The sequence below is a fragment of the Dyadobacter sp. BE31 genome (assembly GCF_031457695.1).
Taxonomy (GTDB): Bacteria; Bacteroidota; Bacteroidia; order Cytophagales; family Spirosomataceae; genus Dyadobacter.
Map to the genome: position 1 here is coordinate 75,941 of NZ_JAVDXA010000002.1, position 22,735 is coordinate 98,675.

10 protein-coding genes are annotated in these 22,735 nt (G+C 49.6%); 5 read left to right on the forward strand and 5 right to left on the reverse strand.

What is annotated here, in order from left to right; genetic code table 11:
* Positions 1-32: 32 nt before the first annotated feature.
* Entirely contained in the window at positions 33-4,079 is a 4,047-nt protein-coding gene (locus J2Y43_RS09380) for an Ig-like domain-containing protein (protein WP_309981928.1), read from the reverse strand.
* 1,655 nt (positions 4,080-5,734) lie between these two features.
* Between J2Y43_RS09380 and J2Y43_RS09385 the strand changes: the two genes are divergently transcribed.
* Positions 5,735-8,902, forward strand: a complete 3,168-nt coding sequence (locus J2Y43_RS09385; RefSeq protein ID WP_309981929.1) for a SusC/RagA family TonB-linked outer membrane protein — start codon at positions 5,735-5,737, stop codon at positions 8,900-8,902.
* 32 nt (positions 8,903-8,934) lie between these two features.
* A complete protein-coding gene (locus J2Y43_RS09390; protein WP_309981930.1) occupies positions 8,935-10,575 on the forward strand; it encodes a RagB/SusD family nutrient uptake outer membrane protein in 1,641 nt (546 codons plus the stop codon).
* A gap of 180 nt (positions 10,576-10,755) precedes the next feature.
* Here the strand turns inward: J2Y43_RS09390 and J2Y43_RS09395 are convergent, their stop codons facing one another.
* Both J2Y43_RS09395 and J2Y43_RS09400 read right to left on the reverse strand, forming a co-directional pair.
* Positions 10,756-11,622, reverse strand: coding sequence for an alpha/beta hydrolase (locus J2Y43_RS09395; protein WP_309981931.1), 867 nt, complete (start codon positions 11,620-11,622; stop codon positions 10,756-10,758).
* 114 nt (positions 11,623-11,736) lie between these two features.
* Positions 11,737-12,726 carry an AraC family transcriptional regulator gene (locus tag J2Y43_RS09400; protein WP_309981932.1) on the reverse strand — a complete coding sequence of 330 codons (990 nt, stop codon included), beginning with the start codon at positions 12,724-12,726 and terminating at the stop codon, positions 11,737-11,739.
* Positions 12,727-13,026: 300 nt separating this feature from the next.
* Here J2Y43_RS09400 and J2Y43_RS09405 point away from each other — a divergent pair, with 300 nt between their 5' ends.
* The 3 genes from J2Y43_RS09405 to J2Y43_RS09415 all read left to right on the forward strand — a co-directional run bounded on the left by J2Y43_RS09405 (position 13,027) and on the right by J2Y43_RS09415 (position 17,406).
* Complete coding sequence (locus J2Y43_RS09405) at positions 13,027-15,981, forward strand: TonB-dependent receptor (RefSeq protein ID WP_309981933.1); 2,955 nt, start codon at positions 13,027-13,029, stop codon at positions 15,979-15,981.
* 13 nt (positions 15,982-15,994) lie between these two features.
* A complete protein-coding gene (locus tag J2Y43_RS09410; RefSeq protein WP_309981934.1) occupies positions 15,995-16,504 on the forward strand; it encodes a hypothetical protein in 510 nt (169 codons plus the stop codon).
* Between the two features lie 317 nt (positions 16,505-16,821).
* Positions 16,822-17,406, forward strand: coding sequence for a DJ-1/PfpI family protein (locus J2Y43_RS09415; RefSeq protein WP_309981935.1), 585 nt, complete (start codon positions 16,822-16,824; stop codon positions 17,404-17,406).
* A 161-nt stretch (positions 17,407-17,567) separates the two neighbouring features.
* Here the strand turns inward: J2Y43_RS09415 and J2Y43_RS09420 are convergent, their stop codons facing one another.
* Together J2Y43_RS09420 and J2Y43_RS09425 are read right to left on the reverse strand one after the other, a co-directional pair.
* Positions 17,568-18,002 (reverse strand): hypothetical protein, encoded by a 435-nt coding sequence (locus J2Y43_RS09420; RefSeq protein WP_309981936.1) that lies wholly within the window; start codon positions 18,000-18,002, stop codon positions 17,568-17,570.
* Positions 18,003-18,144: 142 nt separating this feature from the next.
* Entirely contained in the window at positions 18,145-22,191 is a 4,047-nt protein-coding gene (locus J2Y43_RS09425) for an Ig-like domain-containing protein (protein WP_310226462.1), read from the reverse strand.
* Positions 22,192-22,735: the final 544 nt, after the last annotated feature.

The window sequence follows — 22,735 nt, forward strand, 5'->3', positions numbered from 1 at the left end:
AGAGGGGCCTTCATTTCACTTACAGAGAAGCCTTATTTTTGGATGACAGTCCTTAAATGGTGGGTCAGGCCATTTTCCTCGGTTACCTCGATCACATATAGCCCTGATACCCAATTGGCTACCCGCAATCCTGCGGATGGGAAGCCGTCGGCAGAATAAACCACGGTACCGCTGCTGTTGGTTATCGATACGCGGGCGATTTTCCGTCCTGCCAGGTCGCTGAGGAAGATCTTATCGGATACCGGGTTAGGGTAGGTCGCTAGACCACCAATACCGGATTCGACATTTCTGATGCCACTGTATGCAAAAGTCTGATCTTTATCGACCATTTTGAGGCGATAGTAGTTCTCTCCGGGAACCATACCGGCATGAACGAACGTGTAGTCACGACGTATGGCGCTTTCCCCGAAGGATTCGACCTTGCCAACAGCACGCCAGTTTTTGGCATCTTTGCTGTGCTGTACCTCAAAATAGTCGCTGTTGGTTTCCCAGGTAGTTGTCCATGAAAGCAGCGCCTGACTGCCTTCCCGAACCGCCTTGAATTCAACCAGCGTCACGGGCAATGCTGCCTCGTCCCCGGAGATGTACAGCGTCGCATTCGCGGTTGCTCCCTGCGAGTCTGTGGTGGTGTATGGGAATGCGACGCTGCCTTTGAAAGTCGCAACGGGAATAAAGGTGTAGCTTCCGTCAGGTTGGAGCGTTAAAGTTCCCTTGCCGGCTACAGAGGTTATCTGCGCAGTCACAGTTTGGGTGTCCCCCTCCGGATCCGTGTCGTTCGCTTTTACCCCGTTTGCCGCGGTAGCGTTGATTCCGTTCGCCGAAGACAGCAGCGCGTAGTCATCGCTTGCCAGGGTACTGTTGGTCGTTCCCGTAAGCGAAATAGTGACGATCTGGTAAGCAGAGGCGCTCAGTGGGATAGGCCGGCTATCGCTGACTGTATACAGGATCGTGTCTTTACCCACAATCCCGGTGGGAGGGGTGTAGGTCACAGCTCCCGTTGCCGGGTTTACGACCGCAGTACCGCCAAGGCGGGTGTTACCCGGGTTGCCTCCGTTAAGGTCTGTCAGCATAACCGAAGCAGGCACCAGCTGCACATCTTTGTTTCCGGCTGCGTCGTTGACTAGCGAATTAATAATTACCGCGGTATTCATTTTAGTGGATGCAATGTCCAGGTTAGCAATCGGCGGGTTGTTCGTTCCTGTGCCGTATACGGTGATTACCAGCAGCTCTACGGGGCAGTTTGTCGTTACAGAAGGCGGGCATACCGGCACCAGGAAACGGTACACACCCGGGGTAGCGGAGCTAAACGTATAACTTCCATCAGCGCTGACAACAGGCAGTTCTCCGCCAGGGTTTGAATATCCCGGCACTGTTGTTGCGCTTCCATAGGTGGTTCCTGGAAGGATAACATCGTTGGTAGAGACATTTCCCGTGATGGCAACGCCGGCAAGCGCTACATTGATATCCGGATTTGTCTTGTTACAACTAAGCCCGATAGCCATGCGGGTATCGACAATGGCGCCGTATACATCCACATACTGGTCGATTGCCTGTGCCAGCGAGCCAATCGAGATCTTGATTTCGTCAAATGGTACCGTGGTATAGAACCCAGGGTTGTAAAAGTCGGATGGGGTGCCAAACCATTGATTTAACACGGAGAGGTCAAGCAAAGCCGCATCGCTTCTCGATTCCTGCTGTACCCCATTCAGGTAGGTGGTAATGGTAATGCGGGTGAATAGCCCTCCCGAAAGCAGGAATGGGTTTTTCTTGATGGTGAAGCCCGCGAAAGTACCGGCCGGGAATGATGTGGCAGGGACTGCAACGGCCAGAGAGTTTACTTCCAATCCGCTGGCCAGGTTGTAAATCCGGGCGAAGTCTGTGGTAGAGGCTGAAACTGCGTTCCAAGGTGCTTTCACTTCGCAGCCTGCACAGGCTATGCCTTTGGTTCCGGTCTGCGCGGCATCAATTACGGCGCCATGGTTCTGGTCGTTTATCGTTACATTGAAGTCACAACCAACAGTAATGGCGCAGCTGCGCTGCATGTAGGCCCGATAGATTAGAATATTGCCTAAGTCTGCTCCTGCCAGGTTGGTGATTTCAAGCTGCGCTTCATCGAATGGGACGGTGCTGATGATGCCGACAATTTGCCTGTTAGCACCTCCGGTCACCAGGGAAGAGCTCACCCCTGCGGCCAGCGAATTGCCTGTGCCGCTTTGTACGAGTACGCCATTGTTATATAAATGGATCGTCATACTACCCAGCGCACTTGCTGACAGCAGTGCGCCTGACTCGATGTCAAAACCCGCAAAAGACTCTGCCGGATAGGTTTCAATGGCATTGGCTACCGAAACAGTTGCTTTTGAGCCCACGCTTGCACCCATCACCAGCGTGGCTGGCACTACCACCGATCCATTCACGATGTTCTCCGAGTTGTTCAGCTGGCAGGCAGCGCATCCTACCGCGTCGATCGAGGTCCTTACGCCATTGACGTAGACCGGATGAGTAGGGTTTGAGACGGCTGTCAGTGTATTACATGCCAGCTCGTTGGCACAGAATGACTTAAATACCGCGTTGTAGATCCGGGTGGTACCTATGTTGGCATTGATCACAGAACTGACCGTGATCTTAACCCCACTGAATGGAAGCGTTGTCAAAAAGCCGAGGGTTTGCCGCCCTGTGCCGTTGAGCACCGAGCTTTTAGCAGATATCAATCCGGTATTGCCGGAAAATGATTCGATCACAGCTCCGTACTGATCTGTGGTCGAGATGGTTATCCCCGAAAGCGCGTTCGCACCGATCAGGTTGGGGTTGTCGATGTCAAAACCGGCGAAGGTATTGGCCGGGTAAATTTTTGCCCCGTCTGTCACGGCGTAAGCAGCCGTAGTGCCGATGTTTGCCGGCACTACCAGCTCGGTATAGTTGTCCGGATCTGCGTCGATCGCATTGCCGGAGGCTACTATGTTACATTGCACACAGGCGGTGGCATCGATCCCGGTATTGCGGGTGTCGACAAAAACAGGATAATCCGGTTTGACCAGTTTGGTGTTGGTATTACAAGCCAATGCGGGGCCTTCACAAAAGCGCTCTGTCACAGCGCCATACACCCTTATCGGGGCGACCTGCACCGCACCGAGCATGGAAACGCTGAACTGGATTTCGTCAAAAGCCAATTTGGTTTTGAAACCGGTAATAGCGTGTCCGGAAGAGGTGAAAAGGCCTGCGCTGCCCAAAGCACCTCCGTCGGAAACCGTTTCCTGCTGTACGCCATTGAGGTAAGTCGTAACGGTATGGCCTGCCGCGAATGCAACCCCGAGCGTTCGCTGGTCTTCTATCTCAAAACCGGCGAATGTCCCGGCAGGGTATACCGTCTTGGTGTTTTTGATCGAGACCGATCCTGTTGAAGCGACGGAAGCAACCAGGTCGATTTCCGCATAATCGGTTGCGTCCGAATTGACCAGGTTAGTAGTGTTTCTCACGGCGCAGTTCACGCAGGCGACGTTGGTACTGATACCGGTCCGGTCGGTGTTCACGTATACCGGGAAGGTCGGGTTGTTCCACTGTTCCACGAGATTACAAGGGCGGGGCGTCGATTCTGCACAAAATTTGGTCGCGACCGCATTATAAATCTCGGTTGTACCCAGGGTAACGCTCAATGACGACGCCTGATCGATCTGGATCCGGTCAAAGTTCTTGGTAGTCAGAAAGCCTACCGTAGTTCTGCCGCTGGTACTGACGATGTTTGCCGTGAGCAAGCCACCGGGGCCGGTATACTCCTCCTGCAATGTGGTTCCCAGATAGGTCCGTATCGTCAGCGAGCCCAGTAGCGAGGCGCCAGCAAGGCCCGAGTTTTGAATCTGAAAACCGGCGAAATACCCGGCAGGATAATATCCGTTATCGCTTTGCACGGTCAGGCGTAACCCACCTGAGGCGGTAAGCACTGCAACGAAGCTTGCGAAGTCAGCTGTGCTGGCACTGATGGCATTGGGTGCATTATTGACCGCCGACAGGGATATGCCATACCGGCCCGTCCACACAGTTGTACACCCGATCCCGCAGGATTCATTGGGGACAATGCTCATGTGGTACGTCGGTAAATTGAGTGCAGTTGGCGTGTTGCATGACAACAATGAGGTATCCGGTGAAACTACCTGTGCGACGGAGAGAAAAGGGAGCGTCGCAAACGCCCATAGCACAAGCGCCTTAGCTGATAAAAGAACAAGGCCGGATTGTTTGACAGCTCTGCCGGGAGCGCGTCGGGGTAACATTTTTTCCATAGCGTTTGTTGGATAGAATAATGGAATGCGACCATCTGAATTTTTCAGGGCCATAGTAGGAACTTGTCGACCTTTTGCGGGCCGGCAAGCAAAGCGGATTTAACAAAGTTGCTTTGGTAAACTAACGGTTATTTGTATACGTAGAAATAATTCGTAGCGTTGCCTGGCCTGGGCAAAATCGCCAGGGGACGAGATGGCCTAATATAACTTCGGCATACCTTTCGAGAGGCAATACAATCACTCACCAAAACCAGTTATTGCATTGGTGAACAGCTGCTTATTGGTAAGATATTAATCTATACAGCAAGTGCTTTGGCTAAAAGGGGCCAATAGACTTGCATTCTATCGCAGTCCATAAATGGAGGGGCTCTCTCGCCTTCGTACGCGAGCGTCAGATGATCGGTTTCAGTAGGGGGTGAAGTAGAAGTTGCCATACTATTTATCTGCCTGGTTATGTAAAAGGAATAAAAATAGCACAAGCCGGTGGCTTGACTTTTCGATTTGTAGTGCTAGAAGAATACTTGTGGTTTAGGACCGTTTCAGAGGCAATCTCAATAGAAATATTTACAAGTGAAGCTACACAATGTAGCTCAATGAAACAATAAAATAAGTTCTATGCGGTACATGATTTGTGTAGGAATATTGTACGATATTAGTAGTATTTATTTGAATATTGCCTTTCGCCAGGCTAGAAATGTGTCATTTTGTATTGTAGGCGCACTTTTCAAAAAACAGGTCCATATGTTTTGTCGCGAAAATTCTACAAAAAAACTAGAATAACATAAAATATGGGCATGATCTCACGTCCCCTAAGGCCCGTTCATTGCATACCTGCGATGTGAAAATCGGTTAGGTAAGCAGATTGATCCCGACGTATATTGATACAGGTTGCTTTTCGATCAAAGAAGATGTCTTTGATTGGAAACGTATATTGGTATAGTGTATAGTTTTTTTGCCAAATGTTAAGCCCATGGTTTGTGAAAGGATACAATTAATCTTAAAAAAATGATACTTAAACATGAATCGTTTTAACAGTATTGCTGTCGAAATTCCCAAAAAAGATTCACTAGTTGTTTAATAATAAGTTTATTATCGGATACATCTGCCGCAATGAGTCTGAGAGGTGCGGAAAAACGCATTTTGAAGAAATCATTTTAAAATGTAATTGTAGAATATTATCAAGAATTTTAGCTTGCCGACTTTATAATATTTTTTAAAAATGAATAGCCGTATCCGGATGCCGCTCAGAATGATGATTTTGAGTCGATATTGCCTGGCGATTTTATTTGGAATTATATTTCAAGTTTTGAATTATAAACAAAATATAATTTTGTTTATATATCGAATATGCAACTATCATATATGTGTTTTGTGGAACATTAGTTGATTTGTATTGAAAATGTAAAAGGGTATTTTTGTTTTGAGACAAGTCTCGATACCAACCTAACTATTGTTTACGTATGAAGAAGATTTTACTGCTGGGCACCCTGCTGGTGTGCTGCTGCTCGTCATTGCTATGGGCACAGGAAAAGTTTGTAACAGGTGTCGTCACCGCTGCGGAGGACGAATCACCAATCCCGGGAGTGAACGTGCTAATTGCCGGCACCCACAACGGCGTCATCACGGACATGGATGGCAAATACAAAATCGCCGTGCCCGATCAGGGTAAATTGACCTTTAGTTTTGTTGGAATGATCTCACAGGAAATCACTTTCGATGGCTTATCGGTGATCGACGTGAAACTGGTGTCTGACGCCAGGATTTTAAGCGAAGTGGTTGTGACCGGTAGCGGTGTGGCTACCAGCAAAGCCAAGCTAGGGATATCGGTCGAAACGATTTCCGGTAAAAGCCTGCCGCAGACGCCCTCTGCTTCGGTGGATCAGGCGCTGGTCGGGAAAATTCCGGGAGCGCAGATCACCAGCGGTAACGGGACGCCGGGTGCGGGAGTCAACATTTTGCTGAGAGGTATTAACTCCGTGAACCGGGGAACTTCGCCCATGATCCTGATTGACGGTATTCAGATGGCTTCGACGGATCTGAGCGCGATCGACCTTAATTCAATCGAGCGGGTGGAAGTCGTTCAAGGCGCCGCCTCTGCTTCCATTTATGGGGCCCAGGGCGCGAACGGCGTTATCCAGCTTTTTACAAAAAGAGGGAAAAGCGGCCAGCTGAATATCGATATTTCCAGTGCGATCACAAACAACACCTATCTGAATGTGGGTGGAGTGGCCAAATCCCGCTTTCATGGGTATAATACCGACGCAAACAATAACATCATCGGTTCATCGGGCGCTCCGATTTCGATCGACCCGCAGACCGGCTTGTACACCGAAAACGTAATCTGGAACAGTACGGACCCGCTTAACAAGACCGATAAGCCCTACAATGCCAATCTTGCTTATCATGATCACTTCAAACAATTTTTCGTTCCCGCCAATACGATCAACAATAGCATTTCCCTGTCAGGAGGCAGCGAAAAGTTCGATTTCAGCACTTCCGTATCCAATAACCACCAGAAATCCAATTTTCTTAACAACGGCTATAACGACCGCAGCAACCTGGTTACCAACCTTGGTGTTCAGCTTGCCAAGGGGTTAAGGCTGCGCAGCACCACGCAGCTGGTTTATACCAAAAACACCGTAAATGGGAACAATATATACTCGATCTTTAATAGCCGTGCTTTTGTGGATTACGATTTCAAATTGCCCGACGGTAGCCCAATCAACAAGTTGGGGGATGCAGCGGGCGTGAACGGAAGTAACCCTATTTACGCCCAGTATTATTCAGACAGCGACGATAAAAAGGTTGATATCATCCAAAATTTCAATCTGAACTATAAAGTCAACAAGTATCTGGAGTTGGATGCAAAGTACGGCCTCAACTATAATAGGGAAGACTACATCTACACGGCGCAAAACCAGTCAAATAATGCCAATTCCGTAGCTGCCTCGACCTGGGTCGGCTCCGCGATCAGTCCCGACAACACAGGCGGTATCGATAAATATACTTACTCAAGAACATTCCAGAATTTTTTGGGTACTGCATTCATCTATACCAATTTCGAGGACGATTTTCATTGGAATGTCCCAATTACGACATCTACCCAGGTATCCTTTGACTACCGCAACCAGAAACAGACACTGTATGCGGCAGCGGCTGCCGGATTGCCGACTTACACGCCGTTCAACAGCACGCAGGGAACATCCTTCAAGGTTATTCAGGATTACCGCGAACCGTTTATTACTTACGGGTACCTTGTCAACCAGAAAATTGAGTACGGGGACATATTCGGTGTTGCCGGCGGGTTCAGGAGTGACTATTCGTCCGCATTCGGAGGAGGTTCGAAGCCGTTTACCTTTCCAAGAGGCGATGTTTATTTAAGAATGTCGTCACTGGGCTTTTGGGAATCAGGAGCGATCGCCGACCGCATTCCCGAATTTAAATTGCGTGCCGCATATGGAGAGGCAGGTATTCAGCCCAAGCCTTTTGATCGCTATGTTACTTTAAGTACAAAGGTTTTGGGTGCCAGCAATGCCTTCTATTTCGATCCAAATCAAAATAACCCCGATCTGGGTGTGGAAGTATCCAAAGAGCTTGAAATCGGAACGGATTTTACATTGAACGTCATGCCTAATGCCGATTGGCTGAACGATGTGCGACTGTCGGCCACTTATTGGAAACGGACTACGGACAATGCGATATGGAGCATTGACGTGGCGCCAACTTCCGGTTCAGGAACTTTGAAAACCAATGCTTTTTCACTGGGCTCCCATGGTCTGCAGGCTTCATTGAACGCAGCTGTATACCAGGGCAAGAATTTCAGCTGGAACCTGACTACCAACTTCACGAAACAGACTTCGAAAATCAATTCTGTCGTTGGCGATCAGGAGATTGTTGTTATCTCCAATGCGGGAAGTACCAATTATGTGCTTCGCAAAGATGAAAAAATCGGACAGCTTTACGGACATAGAATGATCCATAGCCTGGACGCCACAAAGCCGGACGGCACCCCCTTTCTTTCGGAGACGGAAAAGGGTAACTACACGCTGGCAAGCAACGGCTATGTGGTCAACAAAGCCACCAAATTCCCTTACGTAACCCCTGACAAATACAGCTTCGGCGATCCGAATCCGAAGTTCAACATTTCGTTCATCAATGACTTCACGATCAAGAACTTTCTGACTTTCAACGTTCAATTGGACTGGATTCAGGGAAGCCATCTTTACAACCAAACCAAGGAATGGATGTACCGTGACGGAATCCATGCCGATTATGCAAAACCGTTCACGATCGACGGAGAAACCGGAGCATGGACCGCGTTTTACCGGGGTGTATATGCGGCCGTTACCAGAAACGGCACCAAAGATTATTTCTATGAAGATGCCTCTTTTCTCCGTCTGAGAAATATTTCTGTTGCTCTGGATTTTGCAAAACTGACTCACATCAAAGGATTCAGAAGGCTGCAACTGGTGCTCTCGGGACGTAACCTGTTTACTTTAACCAAGTACACCGGTATGGATCCTGAAATCGTGTCGGGTGCCAATAACTCGGCATGGGACCGCGGAACTGACCACAGCAGTATGCCGAATTACAGATCTTATCAGGTCGGTTTGAACTTCGGTTTCTGAAAACACTCATTGCATTCTTAAAAAGATAAAACATGAAAAAAATAAAATTGCTATCGATGTTGGTGCTTCTGGCGTCTGTTCTTTCCTGTAAGGACCAATTAGACGTTAAGAACCCGAATCAGCCAACAACTGGAAGCGCTGATTCGGAATCCGGCCTGATTAACCTGGCGCAGGGCGCTATTTATGTAAATGGCTTCCTGACTGTGAAGTATGGCGGTTTTTATGGCGGGTTTTTCGGAGATCCGTTTAGTTATCACGATATTATGGGAGACGTTGTCGGGGTGGAAGCTGCCAACCAGCGGCTGAACGAAATCGGGGTGGCCAACTACGTGATCCTTGATAACGGCACCAAGGTAATGAACCCCAATTCTCCGACCCGTCAATTGGATATGCTGCGGCAGGTAAATATCAATGCAAATGCCAGCGACAACCCGCTGTATTACGAGTGGGCCTACATGTACAGCCTCAACACCGGAGCCAATAACGTGCTGGCGCTGGTAGATAAGACCACATTTACCGGAGATGCCGAAAGTAAAAAGAACGCGCTTAAAGCGTGGGCATATTGGTGGAAGGGTTACGCTTATGGCCGTATCGGCTCACTTTACTATGCCGGTATCATCAACGACCAGGCCGTGGGTACCAACAATACCTTTGTGAGTAAGGAAGCTATCATTACCGAATCCAATGCCAACTATGATAAAGCGGCAGCAGCTCTAAGCGCTGTTAGCAGTGTTGCCGATTACTCCGCGGTGATCGGTAAAATTATCCCGGCATTTTTTCAGGTGGGGAAAGGTGGAATTCTTACGCCTGATATGTGGAAGAGGAACATCAACTCTATGAAAGCACGAAACCTGCTGGTGAATACCACTGTAAAAAACATGACCGCGGCACAGTGGGCGTCCATTATCGCTCTTGCGAAAGATGGAGTTACGGCTACGGATTATGTTTTTACGGCCAGATCAAATGAGACCAGTGATTTTATTTCCGCCACCGGAAGCACGCCTTCGGCCCTTACTACGGGTACGACCAAAACCAGTAGTTTCAAAGTCAGCGAACGCCTGGTACAGGATTTTAAAACGGGTGACAAAAGACTTGAGAACAATTTCGCGATTGAAACCAACCCATGGATCGGCAATAATGACCGCGGAAACATTTTCAATACCCGGTATGGCTTGATCGACGGTGGAAAGGGGCTTGCGGGCGTGGTTGTGCTGGGAAATAAAAAGGTGGGGGAATATGAATTCTATATGGCCACCACCTACGAAGAAACTCAGCTGACATTGGCCGAGGCGCTTATCAACACAGGAGATATCGAGGGCGGTCTTAAAATTATTGATGCCATCCGGAAACTTCAGGGCGCCGGCCTGGCTGCCGTCGCAGGCAAAGGGCTCACCCTGGCAGCTGCCAAGGAAGAATTGAGAAGCGAGAGAAGGGTGGTTCTGCCTTTCCGGGGTCTTGCCTTCTACGATGCCAGACGCTGGGGAGTGATCGATGATGTTGCAACAGGCGGAGGCAGAACTGGCGCGGTTGTGGTTGATAAGGCGGGTGTGGTTAGCAAGAACGCGACCATTAACTATAACTTCCTGGATTACTGGGATGTGCCAGCCAACGAGCTTGCCTATAATAAAGCTGGTGATGGGAGTGTGGCGGTTCAGAATCCAAAGGGATTATAGGGTTTTATCTTATGTAGCGTAGTGGTATCGCAGCCACGGTGTTCCGCAACGGATTGACCACCACTGAAAATTTACGAATTGTGCATCGCTGCCGCTTCCAGGCGCGATGAATGAAAGACAGGGTGGTCAATCCGGGCGGAAATGCCTGATCAGTGGTGGCGTTGAACCGAGTTCAATTTCTTAAAACCCGTTTTCCGCCAGCCAACTTTTGAACATTCTGAACCAATTGTCCTTACTATTCAAATCGGTAAGGGCAAATCCATGTCCCCCCGACTGCTGGATGTGCATTTCGGTTTTTACTCCGGCGTGTTGCAGGGCATTAAAAAAACAAAGCGTGTTTTTGACGGGGATTACATCGTCATCGGCCGCATGTACCAGAAACGTTGGTGGTGTAGCGATACTAACATGCTTGTCTGTACTATACTGATCCAGTAATTCGCGGGAAGGCATCTTGCCAATCAGGGTTTCACGAGTACGGGGAATGTCCGGGTCGTAAATGATCACCGGGTATAGCAATGCCATGAAATCGGGGCGAAGGCTGATTTTTTCTTTGTTGTCGATCACCACCCTGTTTAGTTGCGTACCTTCCATCGATACCAGATGACCGCCCGCGGAAAGTCCCATCATACCAATTCTATCGGGGTTGATGTTCCATTCAGCTGCCCGTTTACGCACGATTTTGATGGCCGCCTGTGCATCTTGCAGAGGGCCAATCGATTTATCGACCATGATTGTGTCGTTGGGTAGCCGGTATTTCACGACAAAAGCGGTAATGCCTTCCGATTGGAGAGCCCTCGCTATTTCTTCGCACGCGCCAAGCGAAAGCAGGCGATACCCCCCGCCAGGGAAGATTAAAATGGCTGTTCCCGTAGCGGTCCGTTTCTCTGCAAAAAAAGGAACGAGTGCGGGTTGTGTTACCTTTGTTACCCGCCCGTCGGCATCGGTTTGCTCTACATAATCTGCCGGAGCCTTGCGGGCATTCGGCACACCGTTTTCGTAAAGTGGTATTTCCCGCTGCTGGGCGGTAGCAGGCAGCCAATAAATCATAAATATCAGTGCCGGGACAAAATTTGCGGATTTCAAGAGCCTGATCATACTTCGGATTGTGAATGACCAAATGTAATGACGTCCATTTACCGGCACTGTGCAAAAATGCTCAAATTAGTTTTCCAACCTGAAACGTGTCGGCTGCACGCCATAGACCGATCTGAATGCCCGACTGAAAGCCCCGGCATTTTCAAAACCGCATGCCCAGGCCACGTCCTGTACCTGTTGGTCGGTATGTTGCAATAACCCGGCCGCTTGTTTGAGCCTGATATCGGTTAGATACTGATGCGGGGTAGTTTGAAAAACCGATTTAAACTGCCTGACCAGTTGAGGAACCGACAGCCCGGCCTGAGTACCGACCGTATTTAAATCCAGACTTTCTCCGAGCGACGAATGCAGAAGATCCCTTGCGATGCACAAACGTCTGTATATTTCCCTTCTGGTACTGGCTTTAACTGCTTTTACCAAACCAATGCTCTTTATATCCGACCGGTAGATGCCGATTAGGTTGCGCAACATAAAGATCAGATGCTCGTCGACCCCGGCCTGATGATACTCTCCCATCTGCAGCAGGCCTTTCAGGCCGGAAAACTGTCTGTCGATATCGGGCGTTATCTGACGAAGTGTTTGATAAAATTCGGGTATTTCACTGCCATCCCTATCTGGATTGTCCAGCAAGAACGCTTCGGTATGCAACGTGTCGGTCAGTACCGATGAGGCAAAATCATTTTTAAAGAAGATGGAAAAGCACTGCACATTCTCCCTGCTTCTGATGCGGCAGCTGTAACGCTGATCATTATTCAAGACCAGTAACTGGCCGGGGCGCACGACCAATTGCCGGCCGTCAACGCCATAAATTTCTTCACCGCTCCATACCGTCTTGATGGACAGGCAGCCTACATGGTCATCACAATGACTTTCGTTGCTTTCCGCATGAAAGATAATATTGTGCTTTCCGAATTTATCGAAATGCCTGGTTTCATCGAAACCGGCCTTGGAGTGATCAGGTAAACTGGTGAAGTACATCTTGTTAGATTGAGAGCGCTTTTGCTTGCCCGGTACCATAAAGTTATGCAGAAAATAAGGCGCAACAATGTTCAACAATCTGTTTATCGCTTTCGTGGGCGTACGGTTATTGCCCGGGCTGCCGCCCCGTTTCAGTTTCTGGCCAGTGCGTAGTAAAAGCAATATATTCTGAAGAATATATATAAATTATATTGTATTCTGCTATGTATCCGATATTATATATTGCATTATACTGTTTTTTCAATATTTTCAACGTATTAGCCGCGCATTTGATACAATCACACCATGCAGACCCGGAACGGGGGCTGTTGCTATCAGACTATGTCCATCCAGTCTGATCCTTTGAAATGAATATCCAACTAAAATCACTCCATTACTATGAAGAGAAACTTACGAAAATGCGAATTCGTGGCCAGGCCTGCGATGCTCTTTCTGCTTATTTGTTGGTTACCGTTTACCGCGCTTGCCCAAAGCAAAAAGATTTCCGGTAAAGTGTTTTCCGCGTCCACCTCGGAGGTGTTTCCCGGTGTTAACATCATCCTGAAAGGAAATACAAACAAAGGTACTATTACGGACAATCAGGGTATGTTCTCGATCGACGCCGCGCCTGGCGATGTGCTGGTATTCAGCTTTATAGGTTTTAAGACGAAGGAAGTTAAGATAGGCTCCGAAGCAACGTTAAGCGTTCCGCTGGAAGATGGCGGCACGGAGTTAAATGAATTAATAGTGACCGGATCCAGAAACACGGGGCGAACGATTCTGGAAACCCCCGTCCCGGTGGACGTCATTTCCATCAAGGATATCATGGCAGACCTTCCCCAGATCGATCTGGCCCAAATGCTGGCTTTTGTTGCACCCAGTTTTAATGCGGTCAGATCCCAGGGTGGTGACCTTGATTCCCATGTAGACCCGGTCCAGCTCCGCAATATGGCCCCCAACCAGATACTGGTCCTGGTGAACGGGAAACGAAGGCACACTTCCGCCTTGCTTATTACCGGAACGGCTGTCGGCAGCCCCTCTACTTCCGTCGATTTGATGACCATTCCGGCTTCCGCCATAGATCGGGTTGAAATTTTACGCGATGGCGCTGCGGCTCAATATGGTTCGGATGCAGTGGCCGGCGTAGTCAATATTATTCTCAAAAAAGGGACGGACAAGCTGACAGGCAGCTTTACCGGCGGAGGCTATGCCAATACCGGAGGTAAGGCAGGGGAGCTGACAAAGGATGGTAAGCCCGACGGATTCAATTATCAGTTTGATGCCAATTACGGCTTCAAAATGGGTGACAAGGGTTACTTTAACCTGTCCGGCCAAATTACACAGAAACGCCCGACCCTGAGACCTTTTGTGAATGACTGGGGATTTTTTGATAAAACTTACCTGAATAACCTGCGGACCGATAAAAACGGAAATCCGGTCATCACCAATCCAGAGCTTGTTGCTGCACAGGCCTCGGGCAACACGGCGGCACTTGCTTCGCTGACCACGGAATCGGGGTTAATGGCTGCACGCGGCCTGACCAAAGCTGATTTTGCCGTTTATGCGGGTATGCCTGCCATTACCCTCGGCAGTACTTTTTACAATGCAGGTTATCAACTGAATCCTACCACAACGCTGTACAGTTTTGGAGGAGCGTCTTACAAATACCTTAAAGGTTTCTCGTGCTACTTCCGCCGTCCTGCACAAACCGACCGTTTCAATTACCTGCTGTATCCCAATGGCTTCCGTCCGCAAATGACTTCCAATACTTCGGACCTTTCCAATACAACCGGTATTAAGAGTAAGCTGGGGGAATTCAATGTTGATTTCAGCAACACATTTGGTCGTAACCGGATGCGCATCGGAATGGTCAATACCATGAATGCTTCACTGGGCTCCAATTCACCGGTTAACATGTATCTGGGTACACACCAGTTTACACAAAACTCCACTAACCTCGATTTTTCGCGCTATTTCAAAGATGTACTGGGCGGTTTGAACATTGCCTTTGGCGCTGAAATGCGTATAGAAAATTACAAAATCATGAAGGGCCAGGAAGAGGCCTATACCTATGGAGATGCAGGTGTACTTACGGTAGGTAAAACTGGTTTGCTTGTCGGGCCCGACGGAAAACCTTTGGAGGACGCCAGCAGCACACCGATCGTAGATGCAAATGGAAATCCGATCAGTGTGAATGCGGGCCAGCAGGTTACCGTCAAATCCTTGTCGTCAAACTGCCAATGTTTTGCCGGATTCGGCCCGAAAAACGAAAGGGACGAGTACCGCACCACCATGGCCGCTTACCTCGATGCCGAACTTGAAGTGACTAAAAGCCTGCTGGTCGCCGGCGCTTTTCGTGTAGAAAATTATTCGGATTTTGGCGGCGTTACAATCGGCAAATTGGCCGCCAGGTATTCCATCGCCAAAACGCTTTCACTGCGTGCTTCGATTGCTTCCGGATTCCGCGCACCATCTCTTCAGGAGTTGAATTATACCCATACTGCCACGGCATTCGTGCCCGACGCAAACGGTATTCCGCAACCGCTTGATGTGACTACTTACCCAACCAACAGTACCGCAGCCAGGGTTTTAGGGATTCAGGGCCTTAAGCAGGAAAAATCGAGAACCTACGGTTTCGGCCTTACCTACCAACCGGCCCATGGATTTGAAGTGACTTTGGACGCTTATCAGATTGATGTAGATAACCGTATTTTCAGGACCAGCTACTTCAATGCTTCCGAGGTTGGCAATCATTACGACGAGGTAATCGGTGGGGGTGAAGCCCAGTTTTTTGTAAATGGTGCAGACGTGCGCTCCAAGGGAATTGAAGCAGTAGGAAACTATACATTGACCCTGAGTCGTGGTAAAAGCTTCATTTTCAGCCTTGCCGCTATTTTCAGCAAAAACACCATTCTGAACAGGAAAGTACTTGACCTGAATGTGGCTAACCTGACCGAAGACCAGATTGTGGCCAAGTACCTCGACCGGGCCACCATTGGCCAGTTTGAAACGGGAACACCAAGACAGAAACTAATCGGCTCGGTTACCTACCGCGTCAATAAATTTCATGCTATGGTGAGAGGAACATACTTTGGGACGGTTACCTCCCGATCAACTTCCTCCGATGCGGAAGGCAACTTTTATGATCAGAAGTTTTCTGCGCAATCTATTTTCGATGCCAGTGTTGGCTACGACCTGACCAGGAACCTGAAATTGTCCATCGGCGGCAGTAACGTTTTCAATAAATACCCTGACATTTTGCGCCCCGAAAATCAAGGCTTTTACCTGTACGACAACAATCAGCAAGGCTCCAACGGATCTTATTACTACGGCCGTGTTTCTTTCAACTTTTAATGATCATCCCGACATGAAAACATATATCAGCAAAATCACCCCGAAGTTGTTCTCGCTTATCACGATGACGCTATTCGCGCTGCTCAGTTCTTGTGAGCAACAGGACTACCCGCCCAACCTAAGTACGGCACCAGGTGGCGGTACGGTATCGACGTATAAGGCTTACACGTTAGCTGCCGCCAATACGGAAAACATTTATGGACGCATCGTCTTTTACAAGTACAACAAAACGATCACTTTGGTACAGATGGGCCTTTATAACGGGGCGGAGGGTAGCTCTTATACAGCCGCCATTTTTCCCGGAAAGGTGACGGCAGCGCCCGCCGCGGCCCTGAAGGTGCTCGACACAGTCGCCGGTGCTACGGGGGCATTCGCGACCAGTAAGTATTTCAGCATTAATGAAGAGGGGTTTTTCGATAAGCTTGACGCCTACAATGCAAACGTAACGGTTAAACTGGGTGCGGTCACCGTAGCCGCTGGTAATATAGGCGCTAACGCAGCACCGGTAGCCGAGTCCAAATGAAATAAGGCGTAGTTAAACAGAGTCCGGGAAGATGTCTAATAGTTTCCCGGGCTCTGTTACTTTTTTGTGTACCGCCCTCGCGCTTATCTTGGCTAATGTGTTCTTCGAAGTTTTCGATGAAGCTGTTGGAGGCTTCCACTAAGGAGTGTTATAAAGTTTGTTGTGTTTCCTTCCCGGGATTATCATCTTGGATCCAAACACGCCGAATAGATGCAAGGTTACCCGGTAAAAGCGGGTAGGATGTACCCGGTTTTAACTTTTGAGTTTTTTGTCAATGAAGTGACCAGATTAACACTCCCAATTTAAATTGACTACAAATGAATCGAAAAGTATTGATCGTCACCGGCGACGGTGGCGAAAGTTATGAAACACTTTATGCCGTGCACCGCTTTCAGGAAGAAGGGGATATTGTGAAGATCGCCGCACCCAGCAGACGCCGCCTTAACCTGGTAATGCACGATTTTGAACCGGGTTGGGATACATATGTGGAGCGACCTGGCTATTGCCTTGATGCAGATTTGATGATTGACGAAGTGGTGGTAGGCGACTATGATGCCATACTCTTGTTGGGCGGCCGCGCCCCCGAATACCTGCGCAATCACGCGGTACTATTGGAGATAGTTCGCGAGTTTGACCGGCAAGGTAAATGGGTGTTTGCCATCTGCCACGGTATCCAGATTCTGGTAACAGCAGGATTGGCCGATAATCGGATACTCACGGCCTATGAACATGTGCGTGCAGAAATTGAGATGGGAGGCGGTACGTATTCCACCCGGCAGGCTGTTCGCGACGGAAATATCATAACAGGGCAAACCTGGCAATCACACCCGGAGTTCTACCGTGAAGTTTTCGCATGTTTCAATCAGGTTTCAACCAATGCCACTGCTGTAAATGCCCAATAATCCTAGCATTATTGCCTGTTGACAGTGAGTTGAGGTCAAGCGACTTAACCGGTCCCGTGATCGCAAGATTATAGACGGCGGTTCCGGCTAGGTCGTAGATCCGACCAAAGCGGTCAGTATTCTGGAAACGAGTAATCAAAAATGCTTGTGCCGGCGACTATTTATCTGACGTTTAGTCTTTTCGGGGACGTTCCGATAATCCAGTCGATAAAATCGTTATTACAATATCGTCTCCCGCTAAGGACCCATTCGACGCACTCTCTGACCTCCTTTACGTCGGCATCTTTTTTTAGGAATCCATGCGGGCCAAGTTTCAGAAATGGCCGCACCATTTTCCGCTGCTGGTAAAAGACAATTATTTTGCATGTGGGCCAGTAAGTTGTAATCGATTTGCAGAATGCCAGGTCCTGTTCGTAAACCACTTGATTGATGCTGATGACAGCCAGGGCGGGGCTGATGCCCACATGGGTCATGGCGTCAATCATAGATTCAGCGGATTCAAATGGGAAAATGTGGATGTCTTCGACTGACTCGCGTAACGTTTGGGTCAATCTCCTGATCGAAGTCGAATGGGTGTCTATTACCGTTGTGATCATAATAAGGGGCGAAAAAATTATCACACTGTTGCGGACCGATAGCACAGAGAACAGTCCCGGCTTTTAACAGGATAGCGATGTGAAGTTGTGAAAGCCCCTTCCAACAGGAGAGGGGCTTTCATTTCATTTGCGGGGTGCGTCCTTATTTTTGGATGACAGTTTTTAAATGGTGTGTCAGGCCATTTTCCTCGGTTACCTCGATCACATACAGCCCTGATACCCACTTGGCTACCCGCAATCCTGTGGTTGGGAAGCCGTCGGCAGAATAAACCACGGTGCCGCTGCTGTTGGTTATCGTTACGCGGGCGATTTTCCGTCCTGCCAGGTCGCTGAGGAAGATCTTATCGGATACCGGGTTAGGGTAGGTCGTTAAACCACCAATACCGGATTCGACATTCCTGATGCCACTGTATGCAAAAGTCTGATCTTTATCGACCATTTTGAGGCGGTAATAGTTCTCTCCGGAAGCCATTGCGGCATGAACGAACGTGTAGTCACGACGTATGGCGCTTTCCCCGAAGGATTCGACCTTGCCAACAGCACGCCAGTTTTTGGCATCTTTACTGTGCTGTACCTCAAAATAGTCGCTGTTGGTTTCCCAGGTAGTCGTCCATGAGAGCAGCGCCTGACTGCCTTCCCGAGCTGCCTTGAATTCAACCAGCGTGACTGGTAATGCTGCCTCATCCCCGGAGATGTACAGCGTAGCATTGGACGCGGCTCCCTGGGAATCGGTCGTGGTGTATGGGAAGGCAACGCTGCCTTTGAAAGTAGCTTCGGGGACAAAAGTGTAGCTTCCGTCAGGTTGGAGCGTTAAAGTCCCCTTGCCGGTTACAGAGGTTGTCTGCGCGGTCACAGTTTGGGTGTCCCCCTCCGGATCCGTGTCGTTCGCTTTTACCCCGTTTGCGGCGGTAGCGTTGATTCCGCTCGCCGAAGACAGAAGGGCGTAGTCATCGCCAGCCTGAGTGGTATTGGTCGTTCCGGCAAGTGAAACGTGAACGATTTGATAAGCAGAGGCGCTCAAAGGGACCGGCCGGTTATCACTGACTGTATACAGGATCGTGTCTTTACCCACAATCCCAGTCGGAGGGGTGTAGGTCACAGCTCCCGTTGCCGGGTTTACGACCGCAGTACCGCCAAGGCGGGTGTTACCCGGGTTGCCTCCGTTAAGGTCTGTCAGCACAACCGAAGCAGGCACCAGCTGCACATCTTTGTTTCCGGCTGCATCGTTGGCCAGCGAATTAATGGTTACGACCGTATTCAGTTTGGTAGCAGCTATATCCAGGTTCACGATCGGCGGGTTGTTGGTCCCGGTACCGTTTACGGTGATTACCAGCAGCTCTACCGGGCAGTTTGTCGTCACAGAAGGCGGGCATACCGGAACCAGGAAACGGTATACACCCGGGGTAGCGGAGCTAAACGTATAACTGCCATCGGCAGCCACGACCGGCAGCTCTCCGCCCGGGTTTGAAATTCCTGGCGCTGTTGTTGCACTTCCATAGGTGGTTCCTGGAAGGATAACGTCGTTCGTAGAAACATTTCCGCCAATAGCAACGCCGGCAAGGGCCACGTTGACATCCGGATTTGTCTGGTTACAACTCAAACCAATAGCCATGCGTGTATCGACAATGGCACCATACACATCCACATACTGGTCGACTGCCTGTACCAGTGAGCCAATCGAGATCTTGATTTCGTCAAATGGTACCGTGGTGTAGAACCCTGGATTGTAAAAGTCAGAAGGGGTGCCAAACCATTGGTTCAAGACAGAGAGGTCAAACAAAGCCGCGTCGTTTTTCGATTCCTGCTGTACCCCGTTCAGATAAGTGGTGATGGTGATACCGGTGAATAGCCCTCCCGAAAGCAGGAATGGGTTTTTCTTGATGGTGAAGCCCGCAAAAGTTCCGGCCGGGAATGATGTGGCAGGGACTGCAACGGCCAGAGAGTTTACTTCCAGACCGCTGGCAAGGTTGTGAATCCGGGCAAAGTCCAGAGTAGAGGCCGAAACTGCGTTCCATGGCGCCTGTACCTCGCATCCGGTACACGCGATACCCTTTGTTCCGGTTTCTTCAGCATCGATTACCGCGCCATGGGCCTGATCATTCAAGGTTACATTAAAATCACAGCCGACGGTAATCGCGCAGCTGCGCTGCATATAGGCCCGGTAAATCAAAATATTGCCCAAATCTGCACCTGCAAGATTGGTGATTTCAAGCTGCGCTTCATCGAATGGGACGGTGCTGATGATGCCTACGATCTGCCTGTTGGCACCTCCGGTCACCAGGGAAGAGCTCACCCCTGCCATCAACGAATTTCCAGTGCCGCTTTGTACCAGGACGCCATTGTTGTACAAATGGATTGTCATACTACCCAGCGCGCTTGCTGACAGCAGTGCGCCTGACTCGATGTCAAAACCCGCAAAAGACTCTGCCGGATAGGTTTCAATGGCATTGGCTACTGAAACAGTCGCTTTTGAGCCCACGCTTGCACCCATCACCAGCGTGGCTGGCACTACCACCGATCCATTCACGATGTTCTCCGAGTTGTTCAGCTGACAGGCAGCGCATCCTACCGCGTCGATCGAGGTCCTAACACCATTGACGTAGACCGGATGAGTAGGGTTTGAAACGGCCGTCAGTGTGTTGCATGCCAGCTCGTTGGCACAGAATGACTTAAATACCGCGTTGTAGATCCGGGTGGTACCTATGTTGGCATTGATCACAGAACTGACCGTGATCTTAACTCCACTGAATGGAAGCGTCGCCAAGAAGCCAAGGGTTTGCCGTCCTGTGCCGTTGAGCACCGAACTTTTAGCAGATATCAATCCGGTATTGCCGGAAAACGATTCGATCACAGCTCCGTACTGATCTGTGGTGGAGATGGTTATTCCCGAAAGCGCGTTCGCACCGATCAGGTTGGGGTTGTCGATGTCAAAACCGGCGAAGGTATTGGCCGGGTAAATTTTTGCCCCGTCGGTTACGGCATAAGTAGCCGTTGTGCCGATGTTTGCCGGCACTACCAGCTCGGTATAGTTGTCCGGATCTGCGTCGATCGCATTGCCGGAGGCTACTATGTTACATTGCACACAGGCGGTGGCATCGATCCCGGTATTGCGGGTGTCGACAAAAACAGGATAATCCGGTTTGACCAGCTTGGTGTTGGTATTACAAGCCAATGCGGGGCCTTCGCAGAAACGCTCTGTCACAGCGCCATACACCCTTATCGGGGCGACCTGCACCGCACCGAGCATGGAAACGCTGAACTGGATTTCGTCAAAGGCCAATTTGGTTTTAAAACCGGTGATGGCATGCCCGGAAGAGGTGAAAAGGCCTGCGCTGCCCAAAGCACCTCCGTCGGAAACCGTCTCCTGCTGTACGCCATTGAGGTAAGTCGTAACGGTATGGCCTGCCGCAAATGCAACCCCGAGCGTTCGCTGGTCTTCTATCTCAAAGCCGGCGAATGTCCCGGCGGGATATACGGTCTTGGTGTTTTTGATCGAGACCGATCCTGTTGAAGCGACGGAAGCAACCAGATCGATTTCCGCATAATCGGTTGCATCCGAATTGACCAGGTTAGTAGTATTTCTCACGGCGCAGTTCACGCATGCGACGTTGGTACTGATACCGGTCCGGTCGGTGTTCACGTATACCGGGAAGGCCGGGTTGTTCCACTGTTCCACGAGATTACAAGGGCGGGGCGTCGATTCTGCACAAAATTTGGTCGCGACCGCATTGTAAATCTGGGTCGTACCCAGGTTAACGCTCAATGACGACGCCTGATCGATCTGGATCCGGTCAAAGTTCTTGGTAGTCAAAAAGCCGACGGTCGTCCTGCCATCGGTACTGACGATGTTTGCCGTGAGCAAGCCACCGGGGCCGGTATACTCCTCCTGCAATGTGGTTCCCAGATAGGTCCGTATCGTCAGCGAGCCCAGTAGCGAGGCGCCTGCAAGGCCGGAGTTCTGAATCTGAAAACCGGCGAAATACCCGGCAGGATAATATCCGTTATCGCTTTGTACGGTCAGGCGCAACCCGCCTGCGGCGGTAAGCACTGCAACAAAGCTTGCGAAGTCAGCTGTACTGGCACTGATGGCATTGGGTGCATTATTGACCGCCGACAGGGATATGCCATACCGGCCGGTCCACACAGTTGTACACCCGATCCCGCAGGATTCATTGGGGACAATGCTCATGTGGTACGTAGGCAGGTTCAGTGCGGTAGGTGTGTTACAGGGCAATAGGCTTGTATCCGGTGAAACCACCTGGGCAAGAGAGGCGAATGAGGTAAGTACAAACGCCAATAGAAGAACGATCTTTGCTGATGAGCGAAGAGTGCCGTTTTTTCGAGTTTTTTCGAATAAAAATCGACATAGTAATTGTTTTTCCATAAAATCTTGGGATTAAGTGTGGCAAACATGACTGAGGTGGGAAAATAGTTGTTCACCTGATGATTGGCTTATGGTCAGTTTTATGCCTTAGCTGATATTAATACCCCCAGTCAGGTAATAAGAGGTTATTGGAACATCACGGGCCGAATAGTACTTGCCCGATACCTTTTGGTGGAGCTCTTTTGTTGGAAAGATCCCTCGGATTTAGAGGCTTCCGACGTGCTAAATTTGAAACTGCCATATTGAATTGATTTTAGTTTGAGAATTCCATTGGACGATCAACATCCTTTGTATTGCTGGGGAGTGATTTCAATATGAGTGTCAACTGTCGATGGCAAAGAAATAGCTG

Bases quoted from the DNA above. Each gene is read 5' to 3' on its own strand.
- J2Y43_RS09380 (WP_309981928.1), bottom strand. From the start codon at position 4,079: ATGAGCATTGTCCCCAATGAATCCTGCGGGATCGGGTGTACAACTGTG.
- J2Y43_RS09385 (WP_309981929.1), top strand. From the start codon at position 5,735: ATGAAGAAGATTTTACTGCTGGGCACCCTGCTGGTGTGCTGCTGCTCG.
- J2Y43_RS09390 (WP_309981930.1), top strand. From the start codon at position 8,935: ATGAAAAAAATAAAATTGCTATCGATGTTGGTGCTTCTGGCGTCTGTT.
- J2Y43_RS09395 (WP_309981931.1), bottom strand. From the start codon at position 11,622: ATGATTTATTGGCTGCCTGCTACCGCCCAGCAGCGGGAAATACCACTT.
- J2Y43_RS09405 (WP_309981933.1), top strand. From the start codon at position 13,027: ATGAAGAGAAACTTACGAAAATGCGAATTCGTGGCCAGGCCTGCGATG.
- J2Y43_RS09410 (WP_309981934.1), top strand. From the start codon at position 15,995: ATGAAAACATATATCAGCAAAATCACCCCGAAGTTGTTCTCGCTTATC.
- J2Y43_RS09415 (WP_309981935.1), top strand. From the start codon at position 16,822: ATGAATCGAAAAGTATTGATCGTCACCGGCGACGGTGGCGAAAGTTAT.
- J2Y43_RS09420 (WP_309981936.1), bottom strand. From the start codon at position 18,002: ATGATCACAACGGTAATAGACACCCATTCGACTTCGATCAGGAGATTG.
- J2Y43_RS09425 (WP_310226462.1), bottom strand. From the start codon at position 22,191: ATGAGCATTGTCCCCAATGAATCCTGCGGGATCGGGTGTACAACTGTG.